Here is a 23,997-nt window from a genome sequence, read left to right as displayed (position 1 = left end):
GTGGGGCTTCATTGTAATGCGTATCGCTTTCCGCTTTAAAACAGTGCCGTTCATCGCGACGCTGCTGCTCGTCGTGCTGGGCATCGCGCTGGGGCGCTGGCAGGACCGCCGCGCCGATGAAAAGCTGGCGGTGGCAGCCGAACTGGCGGGCGGTAGCGCCGGCGCGCCGCTGGTGCTGGGCGCAGCGCCGCTGGCACCCGAGCAGGCGCAGTTTCGCCGCGTGTCCGCCACCGGCACGTTCGTCTCCGGCTGGCCGGTGTACCTGGACAACCGCCCCCATGACGGGCGCGCCGGCTTCTACGTGCTGATGCCGTTCCGGATCGACGGCACGGCGATGCACGTGCTGGTGGCGCGTGGCTGGCTGCCGCGCGACGCGGCCGACCGCCAGCGCATTGCTTCGTATCCCACCCCATCGGGCATTGTCACGATCGAAGGCGTGGCCAAGCCGAACGCCGGGCACGTGATGGAACTGGGCGACGCGCCGCCGCTGGCGGCCGGCGCGATCGTGCAGAATGCCGGCGTGGCGCAGGTGGCTGCCGCCAGCGGCCTGCAACTGCAGCCTTTCGTGCTCGAGCAGACTTCCGCCGACGGCAGCGAAGGCGTGCTGCTGCGCAACTGGCCGCGGCCCGACCTGGGCGTCGACAAGCACCGAGGCTATGCGTTCCAGTGGTATGCGCTGGCGTTGACGGCCTTGCTGTTCTTTATCATCAGCGGATTGAAAAACGGAAAAAGCAGTGGAACAAAAACCGATCAATAAGGCGCGCGGGCGCTGGAAGCTGTTCGCCGTGCTGGCCGTGTGCGCATCGCCGCTCATCGCTTCCTATTTCATGTATTACGTGGTCAAGCCGTCCGGCCGCACCAACTACGGCGCGCTGATCGACCCGCGCACCGTGCCGATGCCGGCGATGGCCACGCGCACGCTGGCCGGCGACCCGGTCACGCTGGAATCGATGCGCGGCAAGTGGATCATGCTGAAGGTGGGCGGCTCCGATTGCGGGCAGGCATGCCAGGACCAGCTGTTCACCATGCGCCAGCTGCGCACGATGCAGGGCAGGGAGCGCGAACGCATCGAGCGCGTGTGGCTGATCACGGACGAGGAGCCGCTGGAAACCATGCTGCTGCGCGTGAACGACGGTACCCGGATGCTGCGCGCGCCGGCCGATACCGTCTACAAGTGGCTGCCTGTGGAAGCGGGCGGAAACGCGCGGGAACACATCTACATGATCGACCCGCTCGGCAACCTGATGATGCGCTTCCCGAAGAATCCCGACCCCGCGAAGATGAAGAAGGATATCGGCAAGCTGCTGAAGGCGTCGGCAATCGGGTAAGCGCGCCGGCTGAACAAGGAAACACCATGCATCACACCACGCTGGCCCAGATGGCCATCACCGCCCTGATCGTCGCACTGCTGCCGCTGTCGATCGTGTTCATTTCGAAAGATGTCAACAAGTACCGCAAGCTGGTATGGATCAGCGTGTTCATCACGTTCGATCTCATCGTGTTCGGCGCATTCACCCGGCTGACCGACTCGGGCCTGGGGTGTCCGGACTGGCCGGGCTGCTACGGCCTGGCCAACCCCTTCCTGGCCCACGAGGAAATCCGCGCCGCCGAGGCGCTGATGCCGACCGGCCCGGTGACGATGTTCAAGGCCTGGGTCGAGATGATCCACCGCTATTTCGCGATGGCCATCGGTGTGCTGATCATGGCAATGATGGCGGTGGCCTGGTACCGCTGGCGCCGCGAGCGCAAGGCCGGCTACCATCCGGGCTATCCCACCTTGCTGTTCTTCTTTGTCTGCCTGCAGGGCGCGTTCGGCGCCTGGACCGTCACGCTGAAGCTGCAACCGGTGATCGTCACGATCCACCTGCTGCTGGGCATGGGCCTGCTGGCCTTGCTCACCTGGTTCGGCGGCCGGCAGGACCATGCAATGAAGCCGTTCGGCCCGGCCGGCGTGCCGGCTCCCACGCTGCGCACCATTCGCCGGCTGGCCGTGCTGTCCGGCCTCGTGGTGTTCGTGCAGCTGTTCCTGGGCGGCTGGGTCAGTACCAATTACGCGACCCTGGCGTGCATGGAGTTTCCGCTGTGCGGCGGCGGCAAGGTGATTCCCGAGATGGATTTCGAGCACGGCTTCCACCTGTGGCGCGAACTGGGCAAGACCAGGGCCGGCCACTACCTGCCGTTCTCGGCCCTGACCGCGATCCACTGGGTGCACCGCAATTTCGCGCTGGTGGTCTTCCTGGTGCTGGGCTACACGTGCTGGCGGGCGTGGCGCGTGCCGGCATTGCGCAAGCCGGTGCTCGGCATCGCCGTCGTGCTGGTCCTGCAGTTCCTGACCGGGGTGGCGACGATCTACCTGAACTTCCCGCTGACGATCGCCGTGCTGCATAACGCCGGCGCCGCCGCCCTCGTGCTTTTCCTGACCATGGTAAACTACCGGGCCAGTTTTTCGACGCCCTCTCCATGACCGCCCAAGCCGCAGCCCATCGCCAGACCAGCCGCATCGCCCAGTATTGGGCGCTGACGAAGCCGCGCGTCACGCAACTGGCCGTGTTCTGCGCCGTGATCGGCATGTTCCTCGCCACCGACGAGTTGCCGGACTGGCGCATCGTGGTGGCCGGCACGATCGGCATCTGGCTGCTGGCCGGTGCCGCGTTCGCCGTCAACTGCCTGGCCGAACGCGAGATCGACGCGCGCATGGCGCGCACCGCGCGCCGCCCGATGGCCCGCGGCGAAATCACGCCGACGCAGACGATGATTTTCTCGAGCATCATCGGCGGCGCCGGCATGTGGATCCTGTATGCACTGGTGAACCCGCTGACGATGTGGCTGACCTTCGTCACCTTCGTCGGCTACGCGGTCATCTACACGATGATCCTGAAGCCGGCCACGCCGCAGAACATCGTCATCGGCGGCCTGTCCGGCGCAATGCCGCCGGCACTGGGCTGGGCCGCCGTCGCCAACGACGTACCGATGCAGGCGTGGCTGCTGGTATTGATCATCTTCCTGTGGACGCCGCCGCACTTCTGGGCGCTGGCGCTGTACCGCCGCGACGACTACGCCAAGTCCGGCCTGCCGATGCTGCCTGTCACGCACGGCATGGCATTCACGCAATTCCACGTCTTCCTGTATTCCATCGCGCTGGCGGCCACCACGCTGCTGCCGTTCGCGGTCGGCATGAGCGGCCTGATCTACCTGGCCAGCGCCGTCGTGCTCGATGCCGTCTTCCTGTGGTACGCCTGGCGCATCTGGCGCAACTACAGCGACCTGCTGGCCCGCAAGGCCTTTGCGTTCTCGATCCTGTACCTGGCGCTGCTGTTCGGCGCGCTGCTGCTCGATCACTACATCCGGATCTGACATGAAAAAACTGTTCGCCGTGCTGTTCCTGCTGGCCACCCTGGTCGCCTGTTCCGAGAAGCGTGCCAGCTTCGTCAACACCGACATCACCGGCCTCGATTACGCCCAGGGCTTTTCGCTGAAGGACCACGACGGCAAGCCGGTCACGCTGGAAAGCTACAAGGGCAAGGTGGTGGTGATGTTCTTCGGCTTCACGCAGTGCCCCGACGTGTGCCCGACCACGATGGCGGAGATGGCTGCCGTGATGCAGGAGCTGGGCCCGCAGGCGAAGGATGTGCAGGTGCTGTTCGTGACGCTGGATCCGGAGCGCGACACAGCCGAACTGCTGAAGCAGTACGTTCCGGCGTTCCATCCGAGCTTCGTCGGCCTGTACGGCACGCCGGCCGAGATCGACCAGACGGCCAAGGAATTCAAGGTGTTCTACAAGAAGGTGCCCGGCAAGGATCCGGCCAATTACACGATCGACCATACCGCCGGCAGCTACGTGTTCGACAAGCAGGGCAAGGTGCGCCTGTTCCTGCGCCACGCGCAAGGCACCAAGCCGGTGGTGCACGACCTGAAGCAACTGCTGTCCTGATCGTCCCCCCCTGACTCCGCCGCGGCCGCGGCGGAGTGCTTTCCCGGTTTGTCATTCGTCCAAGCTTGCATCTTTTGCAGGCCGCCCCCATTTGCCGGGGATACCTGGAGGATGCCGCCGCATGGAAAAGCGCTTTCAACCCTATACCCGCCTCGCGGCGATCGTGTTTCTCGTCGTCGGCTGCCTGTGGGTGCTGCGGCCGTTCCTGCCGGCCGTGCTGTTCGCCTGCGCGATCACGATATCCAGCTGGCAGCTGTACCTGCTGCTGCTGGATAAAATGCGCGGCCACCGCACGCTGGCCGCCACGGTGATGACGGTGTCGCTGGTCCTCGTGATCCTGCTGCCGCTGGCGCTCGTGACGTGGAACGTGGCCGACAATGCCGGCAACGTCTACCGCGCGCTGCGCGATGCCCTGGCCTCGGGATCGATCACGGCGCCGGACTGGCTGCGCGGCATTCCCATTGTCGGCGAGACCGTCTTCAATTATGTGCAGAACCTGATCGGCAGCCGCGAGCAGCTGATCGACGCCGCCAAGCGCCTTATGGAACCGGCACGCCACTTTCTGCTGGGCGGCGGCCTCGTGCTGGGCAGCGGCGTGGCGCAGGTGAGCCTGGCGGCCTTCGTCAGCTTCTTCCTGTATCGCGACGGCCACACGCTGCTGAAGGCCCTGTCGGTCGGCATGGACAAGATCATGGGCGAGCACGCGCTGGAAGTGGCCGATACCGTCAGCCGCACGGTGCGCGGCGTGATGTACGGCCTGCTGGGCACCGCGTTGGCCCAGGCTGCCGTGGCCGCCATCGGCTTCATGATCGCCGGCGTGCCGGCCGTCGCGCTGCTGGCCGTGGCCACCTTCCTGTTCTCGCTGATTCCCGTCGGTCCGCCGCTGGTCTGGGGCGGCGCCGCCATCTGGCTGTTCTACCAGGGCAGCACCGGCTGGGCGATCTTCATGGCGGTGTGGGGCGTGTTCCTGATCAGCGGCGTCGACAACGTCGTCAAGCCCGTGCTGATCAGCCGCGGCTCCAGCCTGCCGTTCCTGCTGGTGCTGCTGGGCGTGCTGGGCGGCGTGATCGCCTTCGGCTTCGTCGGCCTGTTCATCGGCCCGACCCTGCTTGCCGTCGCTCTCGGCCTGCTGCGCAACTGGACCAACGTCAACCCCGTCACGCCACACCGGCCAGGACACGAGCAGGGCGAAGCGGCACCATAAGTAATGTTTCCTAAAACCGGGGTCAGACCCCGGTTTTGGGAAATGTTTCAGTCCAGCAGGGTTTTTACCAGCGTGCGGCCGTCGGGCAGCGTGCTTTCCTGTTTCACCAGCAGCTGCGTGCCCTTGGCGTACCAGAACTTCGACACGCTGCCCGGCTGGTTGTAGTCGGTGGCGACGATCCAGCAGTCGACCGGGCCGGCGGGACCGGCGATCGCTTCGCTGCCGGTGACCCGGAACGTGTAGCGGGCAGGGGCGGCACTGCCGCCGGGGTGGTAGAGCACCAGCTGCGCCTCGTAGCCGTCGGCCAGCGGCAGCGCTTGCAGCAGTTCCATGTCCGTCTCGAAGTTGAACGCGGGCTCCTTTGTTTCCACCGCCAGGTTTTTTTGCGTGTTGTCCTGCAGGCCCGCCATGCCGGTGATCCGGTCGGCCGCGAACGCAAAGCCCTCCACGGTTTTCCTGCCGTCCTTTTCGGTGATGCGCACATGCGTCAGCGGGCGGAGCGTGGCGCTCTCGAACGTCGATTCGAGCCGCTTCACGGAAGGCGCCTTGCCGGCCGTGTCCCAGCGCTGGCGGATCTGTATCCGCTTGCCGTCGAAATGGATGTCGCGCTGCCAGATGTCGAGCGCCATATTGCCGTCGGCGGAACGCAGGTAGCGCAGGTAGCGGTGGCTGCCTTCCTTCAGCAGGTGGAAACGCGGTAGCGGCGTGCCCACTTCGACGTATTGCGGCGCGGCCTGGGCCAGCGCCGTGGTGGCCAGCAGGAGGGCAGGCAGGAACGATCGGAAGCGCGGCATTCGGGTCTCCACGGTGGTGAAAGACCCGATTATAAAGAAGATAACAGCCTGGAAGATAACAGCCGGGAAGGAAAGCGGGGAGGCCGCGCCGGAAAACGCGGCGCCGGGCAGGCCGGCGTCAGTCCTGCTCGTCCTCGGCGCTGCGCGGGATGCGCGGGATGACTTTCACCAGCAGGATGCGCGGCCCGTTCATCTTGCGCACCACGATGTCGAACGCGTTGAAGCTCACGCGCTGGCCCTGCTTCGGAATGTCGCCCAGCTTCAGCATGATCAGGCCGCCCACGGATTCCACTTCGTCCAGGCCCAGCTCCTCGTTCTCGATGTCGATGCCCAGCACCCGTTCCAGCGAGAAGATCGGCAGGCTGGCCTTGCCGATCAGCGAGCCGTCATCGCCTTTCAGCCAATCGTTCTCGTTCAGGCGGAACTCGTCGTGGATCTCGCCCACCATCGCGCCCAGCAAATTGTCGAGCGTCAGGAAGCCCACCGGCCGCTTGCCTTTTTCGCCGATCAGGGCGAAGTGGGGCGCACCTTCGCGGAAGCGGCGGAACAGTTCGATCGCCGGCGTGCGCGCGGAAATCGTCTCGACCGGCCGCAGGAAGGGCGTGAACGACTTGATCGGCTTGCCGTTCTGCTGGGCGAAGAACAGGTCCTTCAGGTGGACGATGCCGAGCACGGACTCGTCGTCATCGAAGTAGGGGTAGCGCGAAAAACGGTTGCGCACCACGGTTTCCAGGTTTGCTTCCAGCGAGCGCGAGGCGTGCAGCGCGATCACCTCGTTGATGGGCCGCATCAGGTCCGACACGCGCAACTGCGAGAAATCGAGCGTGTTGGCAAGGATGTTGCGCTCGTCCTTGTCGAACTGCTCGCCCGGTTTGCTGGTGCGCAGGATCAGCTTCAGCTCTTCCGTCGAGTAATGCGAGTCATGGCCGCCCGGGCCGCGCAGGCCGGCCAGGTGGAGCACCATGTTGGCGCTCTTGTTCAGCAGCCAGATCGCCGGGTACATCATCCAGTAGAAGCCATACAGCGGCAGGGCGCACCACACGGCCACCGCTTCCGGCACGCGGATCGCCAGCGACTTCGGGGCCAGTTCGCCGACCACGATGTGCAGGAACGAGATCGTGACGAAGGCAAACACGAACGAGATGCCATGCAGGATTTCGGGGGAGGTGACGCCGACCGCCGTCAGCAGCGGTTCCAGCAGGCCGGCGAATGCCGGTTCGCCGATCCAGCCGAGGCCCAGCGAGGCCAGCGTGATGCCCAGCTGGCAGGCGGACAGGTAGGCATCGAGCTCACCGTGTACTTTTTCCAGGATGCGGCCCCTGAGGCCCTGTGTTTTCGCGATGGCGCGCACGCGGGTGCGGCGCAAAGTCACGATACCGAATTCGGCGGCAACGAAAAAACCGTTCAGCGCAACGAGGAACAGTGCAAACAGGACCAGCAATAGATTATGCATAAGGCGCACTTCGAGGTGCTTTCGTCACCGCGCGGCATGGCGCGGCGGTGGTGCGAAGTTCGTCGAAGCGGGTAGTTAAAACGCACATCTTAGCCGACCCGCAGCCAACGCCCGGCAAAAAACCGGTGAGAGCGGTGACAGGCTGCGATTTTTTTGAAATGTTTCCGATAATCGGACGCTCCACCGTTGCGGCCTGACCCCGGTCCGGGGGCAGGGCAACCCTGGGCGAGGACATTCGGCTAGACGGTAAACAGCCCCGTGTTGGCGGCCATGATCGCTTCCACCGCGGGGTGCTTGATGCGCCGCTCGCTCGAGATCGCGTAGAACTGTTCGCGCAGTTCTGTGGCGGCGCCGGCGGGAATGGCGCCGTATTGCCCGAGAATGTCGGGTTCCAGGCCGGCGGGGGCGAAGAACAGGCCCATGCCGTCGCGGGCGAACGTGGTCAGCATCGCGTTGTCCTCGAATTCGCCCACCACGTCGGGCCGTACGTCGTGCTTGAGCAGCCATTCGTCGATGCGGCCGCGCAGAGCGTTGTTGCGCGTCGGCAGCAGCATCGGCGCATGGTTCAGGTTGCGGGGGAAATTGGCGCCCAACCCTTCGACCAGCGCTGGCGTGCCGAACACCAGCATCTCGCTTTCGCCCAGCAGGTGGTTGTACACGCGCAGGCTGGCCGACGCGCGTACCGAGCGGTCCGTCAGCACCACGTCCAGCTTGTGCAGCGCCAGGTCGGCCAGCAGCGATTCGAATTCACGTTCCACGCACACCAGCTTGCACGGCACCTTCATGTCGAATGCCGCGCGCAGCAGGCGATACGCGATCAGCTTCGGCAGCGAGTCCGAGATGCCCACCGTGAGCCGCGTGCGCCCCGCATCGGCCTCGTTAAGCGCTTCCTGCATGCGGTCGCCCAGCTCGAAAATCTGCTCGGCGTACGTGAGCGCCACGCGGCCCGCCTCGGTGGGCACCAGGCGCCGGCCCTGCTGCGTCAGCAACTGCTTGCCGACCGACTGTTCGAGTGCCGCGAGCTGGGCGCTGATGGTCTGGATGGCCAGGCCCAGCCGCTCGGCCGCGCGCGTGACGCTGCCTTCCGCGGCCACCACGCGGAAGAAATACAGGTGGCGGAAATTGATGCCGCTGGTTTTCATGGTTTCGCCTTTTACGCAGTAATGTTCATATTATCTTCTATTTTTCAATTCAAATGTTTCCTCTACACTGCATGACATTGATCAAGCAACAAGTGGTCGGCAAGACGAAGACGGGCGGCAACGCCCACGACGAATCGCGGCGCGCTACATGACACCAGTCGCGCCGGATATGCAACAAGGGTGTCCTACTAACTGAAGGAGTAATCGATCATGGCAATCAGTCTGCAAAAAGGCGGCAACGTCAACCTGTCCAAGGAAGCTCCCGGTCTGTCGCAACTGACGATCGGCCTGGGCTGGGACGTGCGCACCACCGATGGCGCCGCATTCGACATCGACAGCTCGGCATTCATCCTGAAAGCCGATGGCAAGGTGCGCAGCGACTCCGACTTCATTTTCTACAACAACCTGAAATCGAGCGACGGCGCCGTGCAGCACTCGGGCGACAACCGCACCGGCGAAGGCGCGGGCGACGACGAGACCGTGCAGGTCGACCTGTCGAAGGTGCCGGCCGACGTGGACAAGATCGCCGTCTGCGTGACGATCCACGATGCCGACAGCCGCCGCCAGAACTTCGGCCAGGTGCAGAAGGCGTTCGTGCGCTGCGTGAACACCGCCAACAACCAGGAAGTGGCCCGCTACGACCTGTCCGAGGACAGCTCGACGGAAACCGCGATGGTGTTCGGTGAACTGTACCGCAGCGGCAGCGACTGGAAGTTCCGCGCCGTGGGCCAGGGCTTCGCCGGCGGTCTCGCATCGCTGGCCACCAGCTACGGCGTATCGGTCTAACCAGGTTTGCCGGCGGCACCCGCCGCCGGCAACGGCAAGCAGCAATCGAAGGAGTCAAAGATGTCAGTTAATTTGAGCAAGGGCCAGAAGATCTCTCTGGACAAGGAAGCCGGCGGCGCGCTGTCGCAGGTGACGATGGGCCTGGGCTGGGATTCCGTGAAGAGCAAGGGTTTCCTCGGTTTCGGCAGCAAGAGCGCCGACGTCGACCTCGATGCCTCGTGCCTGCTGTTCGACGAAGCCAACAAGCCGGTCGACACAGTCTGGTTCCGCCAGCTGAAGAGCCGCGACGGCAGCGTGGTGCACTCGGGCGACAACCGCACCGGCGCCGGCGATGGCGACGACGAGCAGATCAGCGTCAGCCTGCAGCAGGTGCCGGCCAACGTGAAGAGCATCGTGTTCACCGTGAACAGCTTCACCGGCCAGAGCTTCGCGCAGGTGCAGAACGCCTACTGCCGCCTGGTCAACGCCAAGGACGGCAAGGAAGTGGCGCGCTTCGACCTCTCCGTGCAGGGCTCGCACAGCGCCCAGATCATGGCCAAGCTGTACCGCCACAACGGCGAATGGAAGATGCACGCGATCGGCGAAAACGGCACCGGCCGCACCTTCGACGATTTGCTGCCGCAAGTCGCGCAGCACCTGTAACGACCCAAGCCGCGGCGGCCCGGTGCCGCCGCGCGAAGACATGCAGCCATACGAACAATAAGCTGCCGCAGCGCACGCGCCGCGGCCCGTACCGTGTTTCACCTGCGCCTGCCCCATGGCGCGCTTCCCTTTGCGGTGGTCCGGTCAACCGGCCACCGCTTTTTTTTGGGCCTGTCGTCGAGCTTATTTTTTTCGGCTCATTTTCAGCCCGGTTTCAGTTTATTCTCGGGGTTGCACGCACCGCGGCCCGGCGGCCGATCATTCCACGAAGAGGACATATGCGAGTCTGGTACAACCGAACGTTTTCATCGATCTACAACGCAATGACCTTGATCCGGCAACACGACCGCGCCGGCCGCTATCACCTGCTGTACACGGCCGGCAGCCGGAGCGTTGCCGCCGGCGCGGCCCACGCTTTCGAAGCCGAGCCGCCCCTGAAGGGCGACGAGTACCTGGAATGGTGCCTGGACTTCTGCCAGCGCCGCGACATCGGCATCTTCGTGCCGCACCGCGAGGCGGCCCTGGTCAGCGGCGCGCGCGAGCGTTTCGAAGCCATCGGCACGCGGGTGATGGCGGTGGCCGGGCCTGAAGCGTTGGCGCTGCTGCACGACAAGGAACGTTTCTATGCGACCGTGGATTTGCCCGAGGCGCCCCCGCCCGACACCGTGCCGTTCACGACGGCGGCGCAATTCGATGCCGGCTATGCCGCCTTGCGCGCGAAGTATCCGCAGCTGTGCGTGAAGCCGTCGAAATCGGTCTACGGGCTGGGCTTCGCCGCGCTCGACGAACAGCGCAACAGCGCGCAGATCCTGATGGCGGGCGACCAGTACCAGATCGGCCTGAATGATTTCCGCGCCGGCCTGGAAAACCTGGGCGAATTCCGCACCATGCTGCTGATGGAATTCCTGGAAGGCCTGGAATACAGCGTCGACTGCCTGGCCGACAATGGCGGGCTGGTCTGCGCGGTGCCGCGCCGCAAGCTGCTCAAGCCGGGCGCCGGGCAAGTCATCGATCCGCAGCCGGTCATCCTCGACGCCGTCACGCGGCTGGCCGCCGCCTATGGCCTGAATGCCGTGTTCAACGTGCAGTTCCGCGTCAGCGGCGGCCGCATGCGGCTGCTCGAGATCAATCCGCGCATGTCGGGCGGCGTCGGCATGGCCTGCATGGCGGGGCCGGCGCTGCCCTGGCTGGCGCTGGCCGGGTTCGACCGGGGCTACGAGCACCTGGAGATTCCCGAGGTACGGGCCGGCATGCGTGTCGGCGAATGGCAGCATGCGGTGGAACTGGAGGGCACGCAATGAACGACCGTGCAGCGGGAAGCCTGGCGGCCGCCGGCGGGCGCGAGATCGTCATGCCGACCGGCGTATTGACAGTGCAAGCCGAAGCTGGCGCGTATCCGCTCGATGCGCTCGTCGGCTTCGGCGCGCGCGCCAACGCGAAGCGCGGCTTCCTGTTCGTCAGCAAGGTCCTCGGCAAGCACTGGCCCTCGCGGCCCGGCATGATGCGCGGGCTGCACGACATGCTGGCCGGCCAGTTGCCGGCCGCGCTGCCGGGCCCCGTGGTATTCATCGCGCTGGCCGAAACGGCGATTGGGCTGGGGCAGGGCGTGTTCGAAGCGCACCTGCGCCGCCATCCTGGCCGGGAAGCGCTGTTCCTGCACACCACGCGCTACCGCATCGACGGCGTGCCTACCGTCGAGTTCGCCGAGCCGCACAGCCACGCGCCGCGCCAGTTCCTGCACCTGCCCGCCGATCCGGCGCTTCACGCGCTGTTCATGCGCGCGCGTTCGCTGGTGCTGGTCGATGACGAAGCCAGCACCGGCACCACGTTCCGCAACCTGGCCGCGGCCTGCCGCGCGCTCAATCCGGCGCTGGCCCATGTCCACCTGGCGACGCTGACCGATTTCATGGGTGCGCAGGCAGGCGACGCGCTGTCGGCCGGCATCGGCCTGCCGGTCACGCACGGCGCGGCGCTGCACGGCAGCTTCGCGTTCGCCGCCGGCACCAGCTTCGCGGATGCCGCGCCGGCACAGATCGTCGGCGCGGCCGGCGGCGTCGCGGTGGGCGGCGCGTTCGGCCGCGCGGGCCTGGCGCGGCCCCTGGTACTGCCCGCGGCCACGGTCGACGCGCTGGCATCGGGCATCGGCCCCGGCGAGACGGTGCTGGTGCTGGGTACGGGAGAATTCATGCATCCGCCATACCTGCTGGCGAACGCGCTGGCCGGACGCGGCATCGACGTGGTGGTGCAGTCGAGCACGCGCTCGCCGATCCTCGAATGGGGCGCGATCGGCGGCCGGCTGTCCTTCGCCGACAACTACGGCGAAGGCATCGCCAACTACCTGTACAACGTGCTGCCCGGCCAGTACGCGCATGTGCTGGTCTGTCATGAAACCCCGGCCAACGACGCGTTGCGCGACCTGGCCGGCCAGGTCGGCGGCCGGCTGGTGCACTTCCGCTCGGAAAGCGACATCGCGGGAGAACTGCCTTGAACAAGTTCCTGTTCGTCGACCTGGACGACACGCTGTTCCATTCGCTGGCCAAGTGCGACCCGAACGAGGAGCTGCAGCCGATCGCCTTCCTGAAGGACGGCGCGGCGAACTCGTACACCAACCGGCGCCAGCGCGCCTTCCTCGACATGGTCGGCGAAGGCATGACGCTGATTCCGACCACCGCGCGCGACCGCGCGTCGCTGGCGCGCGTCGACTACCCGTTCTCGCACTACCGGATCATCGACTTCGGCGGCATCATCCTGGCCCCGGACGGCACGCCCGACCCGGTCTGGCTGGCGCGCATGGGCGACGACATGGCCACCGCGCTGCCCGGCCTGCGGCAGGTGCAGGAAGCGATCGATGACTACGCCCAGCGGGCCGGCATCCCGGCGCGGGTGCGTCTGGTCGAGGATCTAGGCCTGCCGTTCTACGTGAACGTCAAGGATCCGGACAAGGACCTGGCGCGGCTCGACGCGATCGAGCGCGAGGCCGTGGAGCCGTGGCTGGCCACGGCCGCCGGGCGCGACTACTGCCTGCACCGCAACGGCAACAACCTGGCGGTGCTGCCGAAGCGGCTGAACAAGGCCCGCGCCGTCGATTACCTGCAGGCCCGGCTGCGCGACGAGCACGGCGCGATCATGACGTTCGGCATGGGCGACAGCCGTTCCGATGCGCGCTTCATGGCGGCCTGCGACTATGCGATCATCCCGCGCGGCACGCAGTTGTCGGCACTGGCCCTGGAGGCGCTATGAGCGCGCCGCACCAGGGCACCGGCACCGGCGCGTTCTCCTCGTTTTCCGGCAGCTACCGGCAGGGCGAGGTGCAGTTCCTGCTCAGGCGCCTGTCCGGCCACGCCTTCGTGCCGGTCGGCGAGAAGGAGGCACTGATCCAGTCGGGCCGGAAACACTACAGCGAAATGCTGTCGGCCGAGCGCCTGCCGTCGGAGCGCCACCTGGCGCTGTTCGACGAGGCCTGCCACGCCAACCGCGGCCGCATGGCGGCCGATTGCCTGCGCCTCGCGCACCTGATCGCGGCGCGGCGCGCCGGCCAGATCACGCTGGTATCGCTGGCCCGGGCCGGCACGCCGGTCGGCGTGATCGTCCGGCACCTGCTGGAACGGGTGCTGCACCGCGACGTGGTGCACTATTCGGTGTCGATCGTGCGCGATCGCGGCATCGACGAGGCGGCGCTGCGCACGATCCTGGCGCGCCACGTGCCTGCGTCGATCGTGTTCGTCGACGGCTGGACCGGCAAGGGCGTCATCGCACGCGAGCTGGAACGCTCGGTCGCGCATTTCAACGCGCGCCACCGCGTGCGCATCGATGCCGGCCTGTTCGTGCTGTCGGACCTGGCCGGCGCGGCGGCATGCGCCAGTTCGGATGCCGATTACCTGATTCCGTCGAGCATCCTGAATGCCACCGTGTCCGGGCTGGTCAGCCGCACCGTGATCGGCGGCGACAGCGGGCCGGATGACTATCACGGCTGCCTGTACTACCAGGAATTCGCCGCGCACGACCGCTCGCGCGGCTTTGCCGACGATATCGTCGCCGCGGCAATGGAGATCGCCGCGGCCGGCGAGCTGGCTCCGGTGCCTGTCGACAGGGCGCGCGCGGCAGCCACGTCGCACGCCTGCCTGCGCGACCTGGCGCAGCGCTACGCCGTGGCGGACGTGAACCTGATCAAGCCGGGTATCGGCGAAGCGACGCGCGTGCTGCTGCGGCGCGTGCCGCGCCTGCTGATCCTGCGCGACCCCGATGCCGCCGACGTGGCGCACCTGAAGCTGCTGGCGCAGGAAAAGGAAGTACCGGTCGAGATCGACCGGACGTTGCCCTACCAGGGCGTTTCATTGATCAGGAGGGAAGGCGATGCATGACAAACCGATAGGTGCTTCGCTGTATGTACCTGCGACGCACAGGCACCTGTTCGACATCGCCAACGGAGAACGGATGCCGGCGCTGCGCTCGGTCATCTTCTGCACCGAGGATGCGGTGGCGGAGCGCGACCTGGAAACGGCGCTGGCCTGCCTGGCCGCCACGCTGGAGACGATGCGCGCCGAAGTGCGGCTCGACCGCTTCGTGCGCGTGCGCAACGCCGGCGTGCTGGCGCGCGTGCTGGCGATGCCCGGCGCGGAGAAGCTGGCGGGATTCGTGATTCCCAAGGCCACGCGCGACAACCTGGACGACTACCTGCGCCTGCTGGGCGGCACGAAGCACCTGCTGATGCCCACGCTGGAAACGGCCGAAGTGTTCGATACGGCGGAAATGCGCGCGCTGCGCGTGCGCCTGTCGATGCCCGACGTCGCGCAGCGCATCCTGGCGCTGCGCATCGGCGGCAACGACCTGCTGGCGCTGCTGGGATTGCGCCGCTCGCGCGACATGACGATCTACCAGTCGCCGCTGGGCCCCGTGATCGCCAGCCTCGTCACGACCTTCCGGCCGCATGGCTTCCGCCTGACGTCGCCCGTGTTCGAGCACCTGGACTGCCCCGCGCTGATGGCCCAGGAAGTGCAGCAGGACATCGCCTACGGCATGGCGGGCAAGACCGCGATCCATCCGTCGCAGATCGAGCCGATCGAGCAGCACTTCCGCGTGCAGCCGAAGGAGGTGGCGATGGCGCTGCGCATCCTGGACCGCGATGCGCCGGCCGTGTTCAGGCTCGACGATTCGATGTGCGAAGTGGCCACCCACCGCAGCTGGGCCAGCGCCGTCGTTGCGCGCGCCAGCCGTTTCGGCATGCACGCGGTGGCCGCCGACCCTGCCGGCGATGCGGCGGCAATGCAGGCAGCGGGATGGGCGGAGGACGACAGCCGGGTCAATGGTTCGGCTTTTGCGAAGTGATCTTCATACTATCTACTATTTTCCAATTGGCGGGTTTTCTCTACACTGCAGCATGTAGTTCTATAACCGCATAAATACAGGGGAAATATCATATGAAGCACTTCAGGATTTCATTCCTGGTGACAGCCGTCTGCCTGGCAATCGCCGGGTGGTGGGGTTACCGGGCTGCTGGCCTTACCGGCGCGCTGTCGGCGCTCGGCATTGCCATGATTCTCGGCGTGATGGAAGTCTCGTTGTCGTTCGACAACGCGGTGGTCAACGCCTCCGTGCTGAAAACATGGGACGACTTCTGGCGCAAGCTGTTCCTCGGCGTGGGCATCATCATCGCCGTGTTCGGCATGCGGCTGCTGTTCCCGCTCGTGATCGTGGCCGTTGCCGCGGACATCGGACTGACCGACGTGTGGACGCTGGCACTGAACAACCCGGACGAGTATTCGCGCCACCTGACCGAGCACCATGCCGAAGTGGCGGCGTTCGGCGGCATCTTCCTGCTGATGGTGTTCCTGAACTTCCTGCTGGACCCGGAAAAGGAAACGCACTGGCTGGGCAACTTCGAGCAGAAGCTCGGTTCGCTGGGCAAGGTCTCGTCGATCTCGATCATGGTGGCACTGGGCACGCTGCTGGGCTGCATGACGCTGGTTGGCGAAGGCCAGAAGCTGGCGGTGCTGCTGTCCGGCCTGTGGGGCCTGCTGGTCTACGTGGGCGTCGATGCCCTGTCGAATTACCTGGAAGCCGGCGAGGAAAGCGAAAGCGGCGTGGGCGAGATGGTCAAGCGCGGCGGTATCGGCGGCTTCCTGTACCTGGAAGTGCTCGATGCATCGTTCTCGTTCGACGGCGTGATCGGCGCGTTCGCGATCACCAAGGACGTGGTCATCATCATGGTGGGCCTGGCCATCGGCGCGATGTTCGTGCGCTCGATGACGGTGTACCTGGTTGAAAAAGGCACGCTCGACGCTTACGTGTACCTGGAACATGGCGCACACTATGCGATCGGCATCCTGGCGGCGATCATGCTGGCAAGCATGAAGTTCCATGTGCCCGAGATCTTCACCGGCCTGATCGGCGTGGCCTTCATCGCCGCCTCGGTATGGTCGTCGGTACGGTACCGCAAGCAGCAGGAAGCGCTCGCGCCGGCATGAGGACGGAACGAGGCTTTCATCAGGGAATCATAAGGGCAATATAAGGACCGTCGGTTAAGGTCCATCACAAGAATGGACGGGCGGCCAGCCCGTCCGCAAAACGCGGCGCGGCATCCGACACCAGTCGCGCCGCCGGAAGCAAGGTGTCTCAAACCATCGAAGGAGTAATCGACCATGGCAATCAGTCTGCAAAAAGGCGGCAACGTCAACCTGTCCAAGGAAGCTCCCGGTCTGTCGCAACTGACGATCGGCCTGGGCTGGGATGTGCGCAACACCGACGGCGCCGCATTCGACATCGACAGCTCGGCCTTCCTGCTGAAAACGGACGGCAAGGTACGCAGCGACTCCGACTTCATCTTCTATAACAACCTGAAATCCGCCGACGGCTCCATCGTGCACTCGGGCGACAACCGCACCGGCGAAGGCGAAGGCGACGACGAGACCGTCAATGTCGACCTGTCGAAAGTACCGGCCGACGTCGACAAGATCGCCGTCTGCGTGACGATCCACGATGCCGACGCGCGCCGCCAGAATTTCGGCCAGGTGCAGAAGGCGTTCGTGCGCTGCGTCAACGCGGCCAACGGCTCCGAAGTGGCGCGCTATGACCTGTCCGAGGACAGCTCGACGGAAACCGCCATGGTGTTCGGCGAACTGTACCGCAACGGCAGCGATTGGAAATTCCGCGCCGTGGGCCAGGGTTACGCGGGTGGCCTGGCGGCACTGGCCAAGAGCTACGGCGTAGCGGTGTAATCGATGCCCGCATTTACCATTACCGGGGAAGAGGATCCGTTCCTGCACGTGACCCTGCGCCATGGCGAAAAGATCTATTGCGAAGCCAACGCGATGGTCATGATGGAGTCGAACCTCGAGCTGAAAGGCAAGATGAACGGCGGGCTGGGCGCGGCGCTGATGCGCACCTTCGCCAACGGCGAGTCGTTCTTCCAGCAGCACATCGAAGCGGTCAAGGGCGATGGCGACTGCCTGCTGGCGCCCACGCTGCCGGGCGCGATGCAGGTGCTGGACGTAGGCCAGCGCCAGTACATGATCAGCGACGGCGCATTCGTGGCTGCCACGTCGACCGTGAACCTGAACGTGCGGACCCAGAACGTGGGCACCGCGCTGTTCGGCCAGACCGGCGGCTTCTTCATCACGGAAACCTCGGGCAGCGGCCAGCTGGTGGTGTCGGGCTTCGGCTCGGTGGCCACGCTGGACGTGGAAGCTGGCAAGGACATCGTGATCGACAATTCCCACGTGGTCTGCTGGGACAGCTCGCTGCGCTACGAGATCTCGGTGTCGACCAGCCGCAGCGGCGGCTTCCTCGGCAACCTGGTCAACAGCGTGACGAGCGGCGAAGGGATGGTGCTGCGTTTCTCCGGAAACGGCAAGGTCGTGGTGTGCTCGCGCAGCCGGGCGGCGTTCCTGTCGTGGCTGTCGAGCACCAAGCCGCAATAACAGTGCAGTGACGAGGAGGATGACATGTCAGTCAATTTGAGCAAGGGCCAGAAGATCTCCCTGGACAAGGAAGCCGGCGGCGCGCTGTCGCAGGTGACGATGGGCCTGGGATGGGATGCCGTGAAGAGCAAGGGCTTCCTCGGTTTCGGCAGCAAGAGCGCCGACGTCGACCTGGACGCCTCGTGCCTGCTGTTCGATGACGCCAACAAGCCGGTCGACGCGGTGTGGTTCCGCCAGCTGAAGAGCCGCGACGGCAGCATCGTGCACTCGGGCGACAACCGTACCGGCGCCGGCGATGGCGACGACGAGCAGATCAGCGTCAGCCTGCAGCAGGTGCCGGCCAGCGTGAAGAGCATCGTGTTCACCGTGAACAGCTTCACCGGCCAGAGCTTCGCGCAGGTGCAGAACGCCTACTGCCGCCTGGTCAACGCCAAGGACGGCAAGGAAGTGGCGCGCTTCGACCTCTCCGTGCAGGGCTCGCACAGCGCCCAGATCATGGCCAAGCTGTACCGCCACAACGGCGAATGGAAGATGCACGCGATCGGCGAAAACGGCATCGGCCGCACGTTCGAGGAACTGATGCCGCAGGTCGCGCAGCACCTGTAGCAAACCTCACGGCGGCCGCGGCTTCGCCGCACCGCCACGCACCGCGTTTCACCTGCGCCAGCCCCATGGCGCGCTTCCCTTCGCGGTGGCCCGCTAACCCGGCCACCGCTTTTTTTCCGGATGTTTCCCAGAACCGGGGTCAGACCCCGATTCTAGGAAACATTTCTTGAAACTGGGGTCAGACCCCGGTTTCAGGAAATGTTTTTCAGGGCTATTGGGTTATGCTGGCGGCCTTTTGCCGAGGAACCGAATGCGCATCCTGCAACTGATCCTGTTCGTCGCTGTCTTTCTTGCCGTGCTGTGCGGGCCGGTCGTGCTGGTGGCGCGCAATCTGGTGCGGCGCGGGTATCCCGGCGCCCGGCGCTGGCTGCGCGTGATCGTGCCGGCGCAGTTGATCGTGTCGCTGGGGACGATCGTGCTGGCCGATGACTATGGCCAGCACGCGTTGCCGACGCTGATCGTGCTGACGACGATCGCCACCAGCGCGCTGGGCGCGGCGGCGCTGTGGCTGGCGCGGGCAGTGATGCCGGCGCGCCTGCTGTAGCTGCCGGCGACGCTAGCCGAGGAAGAATTCCATCCCGCGCGCCATCGCCGGGAATGCCGCGGAGCCGTGGTTTTCCCCCGGGAAGAGCATGAACTGCGCGCGCGCTACCGTGCCCTTCATCGCTGCCAGCTTCACCGACAGGTCGCGCGCTTCATCGATCATCCGCCGCTGGGCGGCAACCGCGTCGCGTGAACCGGGAGCCGCGCCGGCACCGCCGTTGGCCGGCTGTTCCAGCTCGCCGGCACACAGCAGCACCGACGGCTTCGCCGCCAGCGCGGCCACGCGCCTGTCGAAGCCCTCCAGGCCCGCCAGCACGGCGCGCTCGCGGTACCAGATCGACGGGCTGGCGGCCAGCCAGGTCTGGAACATCGCCGGCCGCGTGAACAGCGCATGCAGCGTGCACAGGCCGCCATACGAATGCCCGTACAGCGCCTGCCGCGCCGGGTCGATGGGTGCCAGCGAGCGCACCAGCGGCTTCAGTTCCTGTTCGATGAAATCGAGGAAGCGGTCGGCGCCGCCGTCCGTGGCCGGGGCGCCGGCCGTCGGGGGCGTGTAGTCGCGCCCGCGGGCCGGGTGGTAGTCGTCGTCGGTCGGGTAGCCGATGCCGACGATGACCGGCGCCGCCTGGCCCGTGAATTTGCCGCGCCGTGCCGCCGTGCGCGCCATCTGCGCCAGCAGCGGGAACGAGGCATTGCCGTCCAGCGCATACAGCACCGGATGGCCGGCCGCCGGCGCCGGGGTGTCCGGCACGCTGACGAAGATGCGGTATTGCCCGCCAGTGATCGAAGAAGCCAGGTCGCGCTGGCGCGCCTGCGGCAGCAGCACGGCTTGCCAGGCATCGCCCGCGCGGGCCTCGTCGGCAAGGGCCACGCCGGGCAGCAGCGCGGAACCCAGCAGGGCGCCGCCGGTGGCCAGCAGCCGGCGGCGGGAAGAAGAAGCGGGGATCGTCGTCATTGCACTCTATTAGATGAGAATAAGTCTCATTCTAACTCAGCCCAACGATTCAGGCCTGCAGGGCGATCATCGCCGCGTTATACACCGCGTGGGTGGCGACGGCCGCCAGCAGGCTGCCGTTGCGGCCGTAGGCCAGTGCCGCGCACAGGCCCAGCACGAAGACCGGCGGCATCGACGCCGGCGGATGCACGATGGCGAACAGCGCCGCGCTGACGGCGGTCGCCGCCGCGAATGGCAATGAGCGGCGCAGCCCGCCGAACAGCAAGCCGCGGAAGATGAACTCCTCGGACAGCGGCGCCGCCACGCAGGCGATGGCCAGCAGCAGCGGCAGCGCGATGGTGCCGTCCGGCCGCGGCAGTGCGATGCCGAAATGCCGCGCCGCCAGCAGGTACAGCGCGGCGGCGGCGATCGCCGGCAACGCCCACGCGGCACCGGCCAGCACGGCCGGCAGCACCGGCCCGTTCCGGAACCTGGGCACGCCGCTGGTGCCCATGCGCCAGTAGACGAAGCGCACCAGTGCCCACACGACGGCACCGCCGATCGCCAGCGAGAGCGCCAGGTCCGGCAGCGTGGGCGGCCCGCCACCGTCGTGCAGGAGGGCCAGCACGATCGCCTGCACGGCAAAGAACAGCAGCGCGGCAACCATGCCGTCGGCGGCGGACACGCGGGGTGGCGGCGCCGCGGTCGGGTCGAGCAGGTAGGGCAGGTGGTCGCGCGCCTTCTGCCACAGCGCCAGCGCCAGCGCGACCAGCAGCACGACGACGGCCACCCGGTGCGGCAAGGTGGTGGTGTACAGCGCAAAACCGTACAGCCCCGCCAGCAGCGAGTACAGGTACACATAGGTTGGACGGATGCGTGCGCCGGCTTCCTGCGCCAGCGGGTCGGAAGCCCACACCCCGAGCGCCACCGCGATCAGCGCGAACACGGGAATGCCGAGGGCGACCAGCACGATGCGCGCGATCAGGTCCGCATCGATGCCCGGCGCGTAGCCGATGCCGATCGCGAACACGGCCGCCGGATACACCAGCGCCAGCACGGCCCACAGCCGCGCCTTCTGCAGCAGCATCCGTTCCAGCGTGCCGGGGAAGGTGTACAGCAGCCACAGGGCCTGGCCTTCGGTATTGATCGTCTGGAACGCGGACAGCAGCAGCACGTAGCTGCCCAGCCCGAACGCGATCGATGCCAGCAGCGCCTGGTCGGTGCCCAGTTGGGCCATGGCGTCCATGCGCCCGGTGAAGAACAGCTGGCTGCCGATGATCACCAGCGGCACGACCAGGCTTTGCACGAGGAACGTGCGGTCGCGCCCGAGCAGCCGCAGTTCGCGCCGCTGCAGCGCGGTGCCGGGCAGGGGATGCAGCGACGCGGGCGGCGGCCGCTGCGTGCGCGCGGCCTCGCGCGAACTGGCGGCCACCACGCCGGCCGACAACTGGCGCGCCAGCAGTGCGATCCCGGCCCACAGCAGCACGCCGGCCTGCAGCGCCAGCAGCGCGCCATGGCCGAGGGCCGCCGGCAGCGAACGGGCATCGAGCAGCTGGACGGCGAGGCCGGGCGGCGTCCACAGCGTCCATGCCGGCCACGCGCGCGCCCACTCCATCGTGATGCCGCGGCCGGTCGACAGCGCGATGACGAGATAGATCAGCGGCATCGACGCCACCGAGATCGCCGCCTGCAGGTTGCGCAGTTGCGATGGCGGCAGCGCCAGCCGCAGCCCGGTGTCGACCAGCGTGCGCACCGTGGCGGCCAGTGCGAGCAAGGCAAGTGCCACGGCCGTCGCAGCCAGCGGTGCGCTGCCGCGCAGGCCGGCATGCCAGCCGGTCATCAGCAGCGCGGGCCACAGCACCAGCCAGCCGGTGGGGTTGGCGACGCTGCGTTCGAGTATCCGCGCCCACAGCAGTCCCTTGCGCCGCACCGGCAGGGTGACCAGCCATTCCAGGTCCCAGTCCGGCTGCGCCAGCTCGCGGCTGCCGAGCGGCACCAGCAGCGCCACGAGCCACAGCAGCCACAGCTCCATCGCCAGCGCGCGCTGCAATGGCGCGCTGAACGGCGCCGCGCGCAGTTCGTCCGACGCCGCGCGCTGCCGGCCATCCAGGCTGGCCTGGCCGGCGCAGGCGGTGTGCGGCGACAGCTCGCAATGCAGGTTCAGCACGATCTGCTGCGACTGGAAGGAAAAGGCGAACAGCATCAGCAGCGCCATCACGAGCGGCAGGATCCAGCGGCCACGGCGCTTGCCGGCGGTGGCCGCCCGGCCGGCCCGCGGCTTGCGCCGCATCGACAGCGTGGCGATGTTCAGCAGGCGCCGCAGCCGCAACCGGGCCAGCAGCCAGGCCGCGCGCGCGGTACCGACGGGCAGGTGGCCGTTCATTGCGGCGCGACGGTGTCCGGCTGGTCCGATTGGTCCGACTGGTCCGGCTCGTCCGTCAGGCGCAGGAACACTTCCTCGAGCGAGGTGGCGCGATCGTCGCGCAGTTCGTCCAGCGCGCCGGTCGCCACCAGCGTGCCGCGGTGGATGATGCCGACGCGGTCGCACATGCGCTGGGCCATGTCGAGCAGGTGGGTGGAGACAAAGATCGTCTTGCCGGCCGCGGCGCGGCCCACCAGCAGGTCCTGCACGTCGCGCGCGGCGCGCGGGTCGAGGCCGTTGATCGGTTCGTCGAGGATCAGCACGGCCGGGTCGTGCACCAGCGCGCAGGCCAGCCCCAGCTTCTTCTTCATGCCCATCGAATAGTTGACGGCGAATTCCTCGGAAACTTCGCCGAGCCCGAACTCGGCGAGCAGGCCTTCGGCCCGGGCGGCGGCATCGCGGCGCGGCAGGCCGTGCATTTCGCCGACGAATTGCAGGATTTCGCGGCCGCGCAGGTAATCGTAGAAGATCGGGTTGTCGGGCAGGTAGCCGACGTGGCGCTTCACTTCGGCGCCATCGGCATGGCAATCGAGTCCATCGACCAGCACGCGGCCCGCGCTGGGCACCAGGATGCCCATCATCATGCGGATCGTGGTGGTCTTGCCGGCGCCGTTCGGGCCGAGAAAGCCGAACACTTCGCCGCGCCGTACGGCGAGGTCCAGCGGCCTTACCGCTTCGTAGTCGCCGTAGCGCTTGGCCAGCCCATCGAATTCGATCATGTCGCTCCCGCCCGGATGCAGAGCGCCGATCTTATCATTGCCCCCGTTCGCGGCACGGGCGCGGGCACCGGCTCATTCGTCCGGCTCATGCGTACCGGCTCATGCGTCCGGCGATTTCCCGGCGATGCCCAAGGCGGCCAGCATGCGCCGCCGGCCCTGCGGCGCGACGCCCAGCGCGCGGCTGTCGAGATCCTGCTCGACCCAGCCCCGTTGCAGGGCCAGCCGCAGCAGCGCGGCGCCCAGTGCGCCGCCCAGGTGCGGCCGGCGCTCGCTCCAGTCCAGGCACGGGCAGGCGAAGCGGCGGCGCTGGCCGCGCAGCGCGGCAATGTCCAGCCCGAGCGCGGCGAAACGCGCTTCACCATGCGCCGACAGCGCATAGGCGCCATCGTCTTCCACCAGCCAGCCCGCCGCCACGAAATGGTCGTTGAGCAGGACGGCAAGCGCGCCGGCCATGTGGTCGTAGCAGGTGCGCGCCTCGCGCAGCCGGTCCGGCGTGTTCGCCACGAAGGGCGTGCGCTGCACGCCGGCGACGACGAGCAGCGCTTCCAGCGCCGCGGCCACGTCGCCGCCGGCCAGGCTGTAGTAGCGATGCCGCCCTTGCGCGAGCTGGCGCAGCAGGCCGTCCTCGTGCAGCCGTGCCAGGTGCGCGCTGGCGGTCGACGCGCCGACGCCGGCCACCACGGACAGTTCGGTGCTGGTGCGCGCATGGCCGTCCAGCAGGCTGCACAGCATGCGCGCGCGGGCCGGTTCGGCGATGGCGGCGGCGATGCGCGCCAGGCGATCGTCGGCACTGGTGGCATTGGCTGCGGCCGCGGTGCCTGTCTTCGCGTTTGCTGCATCCATGTTTCGGTCTCCGGCGAAGTATCGGTGTGGGCTTTTCAGCATACTGCATTCATTCGATCACG

25 protein-coding genes are annotated in these 23,997 nt (G+C 66.9%); 18 read left to right on the top strand and 7 right to left on the bottom strand.

Going from position 1 to position 23,997, the window contains the following annotated elements; translation table 11 throughout:
• Positions 1 to 16: 16 nt before the first annotated feature.
• The 6 genes from ACY34H_RS19555 (at position 17) to ACY34H_RS19530 (ending at position 5,135) form a co-directional block, all read left to right on the top strand.
• A complete protein-coding gene (locus tag ACY34H_RS19555; RefSeq protein ID WP_464979132.1) occupies positions 17 to 757 on the top strand; it encodes an SURF1 family protein in 741 nt (246 codons plus the stop codon).
• Positions 735 to 1,328: an SCO family protein gene (locus tag ACY34H_RS19550; RefSeq protein ID WP_464979131.1), complete on the top strand. Its 594-nt coding sequence runs from the start codon at positions 735 to 737 to the stop codon at positions 1,326 to 1,328. The genes ACY34H_RS19555 and ACY34H_RS19550 overlap by 23 nt, the downstream gene beginning before the upstream one ends.
• Before the next feature lie 26 nt (positions 1,329 to 1,354).
• Positions 1,355 to 2,464: a COX15/CtaA family protein gene (locus tag ACY34H_RS19545; RefSeq protein WP_464979130.1), complete on the top strand. Its 1,110-nt coding sequence runs from the start codon at positions 1,355 to 1,357 to the stop codon at positions 2,462 to 2,464.
• A complete protein-coding gene (cyoE, locus tag ACY34H_RS19540; RefSeq protein ID WP_464979129.1) occupies positions 2,461 to 3,354 on the top strand; it encodes a heme o synthase in 894 nt (297 codons plus the stop codon). Before ACY34H_RS19545 ends, cyoE begins: the two co-directional genes overlap by 4 nt.
• Before the next feature lies 1 nt (position 3,355).
• On the top strand, positions 3,356 to 3,931 hold the full coding sequence (locus tag ACY34H_RS19535; protein ID WP_464979128.1) for an SCO family protein: 576 nt from the start codon (positions 3,356 to 3,358) through the stop codon (positions 3,929 to 3,931).
• 121 nt (positions 3,932 to 4,052) lie between these two features.
• Positions 4,053 to 5,135 carry an AI-2E family transporter gene (locus ACY34H_RS19530; protein WP_464979127.1) on the top strand — a complete coding sequence of 361 codons (1,083 nt, stop codon included), beginning with the start codon at positions 4,053 to 4,055 and terminating at the stop codon, positions 5,133 to 5,135.
• 47 nt (positions 5,136 to 5,182) lie between these two features.
• Here ACY34H_RS19530 and ACY34H_RS19525 read toward each other — a convergent pair whose 3' ends face one another.
• From ACY34H_RS19525 to ACY34H_RS19515, 3 genes are all read right to left on the bottom strand, one after another.
• Complete coding sequence (locus ACY34H_RS19525; protein ID WP_464979126.1) at positions 5,183 to 5,929, bottom strand: DUF3108 domain-containing protein; 747 nt, start codon at positions 5,927 to 5,929, stop codon at positions 5,183 to 5,185.
• 118 nt (positions 5,930 to 6,047) lie between these two features.
• Positions 6,048 to 7,382 carry a hemolysin family protein gene (locus ACY34H_RS19520; RefSeq protein ID WP_464979125.1) on the bottom strand — a complete coding sequence of 445 codons (1,335 nt, stop codon included), beginning with the start codon at positions 7,380 to 7,382 and terminating at the stop codon, positions 6,048 to 6,050.
• 239 nt (positions 7,383 to 7,621) lie between these two features.
• On the bottom strand, positions 7,622 to 8,524 hold the full coding sequence (locus tag ACY34H_RS19515) for a LysR family transcriptional regulator (protein ID WP_464979124.1): 903 nt from the start codon (positions 8,522 to 8,524) through the stop codon (positions 7,622 to 7,624).
• Positions 8,525 to 8,734: 210 nt separating this feature from the next.
• On the opposite strand from ACY34H_RS19515, the gene ACY34H_RS19510 reads away from it, so the two are divergent.
• The 12 genes from ACY34H_RS19510 (at position 8,735) to ACY34H_RS19455 (ending at position 19,018) form a co-directional block, all read left to right on the top strand.
• Positions 8,735 to 9,310, top strand: coding sequence for a TerD family protein (locus tag ACY34H_RS19510; protein WP_464979123.1), 576 nt, complete (start codon positions 8,735 to 8,737; stop codon positions 9,308 to 9,310).
• A gap of 60 nt (positions 9,311 to 9,370) precedes the next feature.
• On the top strand, positions 9,371 to 9,952 hold the full coding sequence (locus ACY34H_RS19505; RefSeq protein ID WP_464979122.1) for a TerD family protein: 582 nt from the start codon (positions 9,371 to 9,373) through the stop codon (positions 9,950 to 9,952).
• Between the two features lie 323 nt (positions 9,953 to 10,275).
• Positions 10,276 to 11,253: an ATP-grasp domain-containing protein gene (locus ACY34H_RS19500; RefSeq protein WP_464979121.1), complete on the top strand. Its 978-nt coding sequence runs from the start codon at positions 10,276 to 10,278 to the stop codon at positions 11,251 to 11,253.
• Positions 11,250 to 12,440 (top strand): phosphoribosyltransferase domain-containing protein, encoded by a 1,191-nt coding sequence (locus tag ACY34H_RS19495; RefSeq protein ID WP_464979120.1) that lies wholly within the window; start codon positions 11,250 to 11,252, stop codon positions 12,438 to 12,440. The genes ACY34H_RS19500 and ACY34H_RS19495 overlap by 4 nt, the downstream gene beginning before the upstream one ends.
• The gene (locus ACY34H_RS19490; protein WP_464979119.1) at positions 12,437 to 13,192 is read left to right on the top strand and encodes an HAD family hydrolase; all 756 of its coding nucleotides are present in this window, start codon (positions 12,437 to 12,439) and stop codon (positions 13,190 to 13,192) included. The genes ACY34H_RS19495 and ACY34H_RS19490 overlap by 4 nt, the downstream gene beginning before the upstream one ends.
• Positions 13,189 to 14,313 (top strand): cysteine protease StiP family protein, encoded by a 1,125-nt coding sequence (locus ACY34H_RS19485; RefSeq protein ID WP_464979118.1) that lies wholly within the window; start codon positions 13,189 to 13,191, stop codon positions 14,311 to 14,313. The genes ACY34H_RS19490 and ACY34H_RS19485 overlap by 4 nt, the downstream gene beginning before the upstream one ends.
• On the top strand, positions 14,306 to 15,277 hold the full coding sequence (locus tag ACY34H_RS19480) for an HpcH/HpaI aldolase/citrate lyase family protein (protein ID WP_464979117.1): 972 nt from the start codon (positions 14,306 to 14,308) through the stop codon (positions 15,275 to 15,277). The genes ACY34H_RS19485 and ACY34H_RS19480 overlap by 8 nt, the downstream gene beginning before the upstream one ends.
• A gap of 92 nt (positions 15,278 to 15,369) precedes the next feature.
• On the top strand, positions 15,370 to 16,416 hold the full coding sequence (locus ACY34H_RS19475) for a DUF475 domain-containing protein (protein ID WP_464979116.1): 1,047 nt from the start codon (positions 15,370 to 15,372) through the stop codon (positions 16,414 to 16,416).
• A gap of 174 nt (positions 16,417 to 16,590) precedes the next feature.
• Complete coding sequence (locus ACY34H_RS19470) at positions 16,591 to 17,166, top strand: TerD family protein (RefSeq protein ID WP_464979115.1); 576 nt, start codon at positions 16,591 to 16,593, stop codon at positions 17,164 to 17,166.
• Positions 17,167 to 17,169: 3 nt separating this feature from the next.
• Positions 17,170 to 17,868 carry a TIGR00266 family protein gene (locus ACY34H_RS19465; RefSeq protein ID WP_464979114.1) on the top strand — a complete coding sequence of 233 codons (699 nt, stop codon included), beginning with the start codon at positions 17,170 to 17,172 and terminating at the stop codon, positions 17,866 to 17,868.
• Between the two features lie 24 nt (positions 17,869 to 17,892).
• Entirely contained in the window at positions 17,893 to 18,474 is a 582-nt protein-coding gene (locus tag ACY34H_RS19460; protein WP_464979113.1) for a TerD family protein, read from the top strand.
• A 250-nt stretch (positions 18,475 to 18,724) separates the two neighbouring features.
• The gene (locus tag ACY34H_RS19455; protein ID WP_464979112.1) at positions 18,725 to 19,018 is read left to right on the top strand and encodes a hypothetical protein; all 294 of its coding nucleotides are present in this window, start codon (positions 18,725 to 18,727) and stop codon (positions 19,016 to 19,018) included.
• 12 nt (positions 19,019 to 19,030) lie between these two features.
• Here the strand turns inward: ACY34H_RS19455 and ACY34H_RS19450 are convergent, their stop codons facing one another.
• The 4 genes from ACY34H_RS19450 to ACY34H_RS19435 all read right to left on the bottom strand — a co-directional run bounded on the left by ACY34H_RS19450 (position 19,031) and on the right by ACY34H_RS19435 (position 23,935).
• On the bottom strand, positions 19,031 to 19,972 hold the full coding sequence (locus ACY34H_RS19450; RefSeq protein ID WP_464979111.1) for an alpha/beta hydrolase: 942 nt from the start codon (positions 19,970 to 19,972) through the stop codon (positions 19,031 to 19,033).
• 49 nt (positions 19,973 to 20,021) lie between these two features.
• The gene (locus ACY34H_RS19445; protein ID WP_464979110.1) at positions 20,022 to 22,334 is read right to left on the bottom strand and encodes a lysostaphin resistance A-like protein; all 2,313 of its coding nucleotides are present in this window, start codon (positions 22,332 to 22,334) and stop codon (positions 20,022 to 20,024) included.
• The gene (locus tag ACY34H_RS19440; RefSeq protein WP_464979109.1) at positions 22,331 to 23,092 is read right to left on the bottom strand and encodes an ABC transporter ATP-binding protein; all 762 of its coding nucleotides are present in this window, start codon (positions 23,090 to 23,092) and stop codon (positions 22,331 to 22,333) included. The genes ACY34H_RS19445 and ACY34H_RS19440 overlap by 4 nt, the downstream gene beginning before the upstream one ends.
• A 99-nt stretch (positions 23,093 to 23,191) precedes the next feature.
• Complete coding sequence (locus tag ACY34H_RS19435; RefSeq protein ID WP_464979108.1) at positions 23,192 to 23,935, bottom strand: helix-turn-helix domain-containing protein; 744 nt, start codon at positions 23,933 to 23,935, stop codon at positions 23,192 to 23,194.
• Positions 23,936 to 23,997: the final 62 nt, after the last annotated feature.

The organism is Pseudoduganella sp. jia 9, from assembly GCF_055502615.1.
This window is presented reverse-complemented; position numbering and strand designations above follow the sequence as displayed.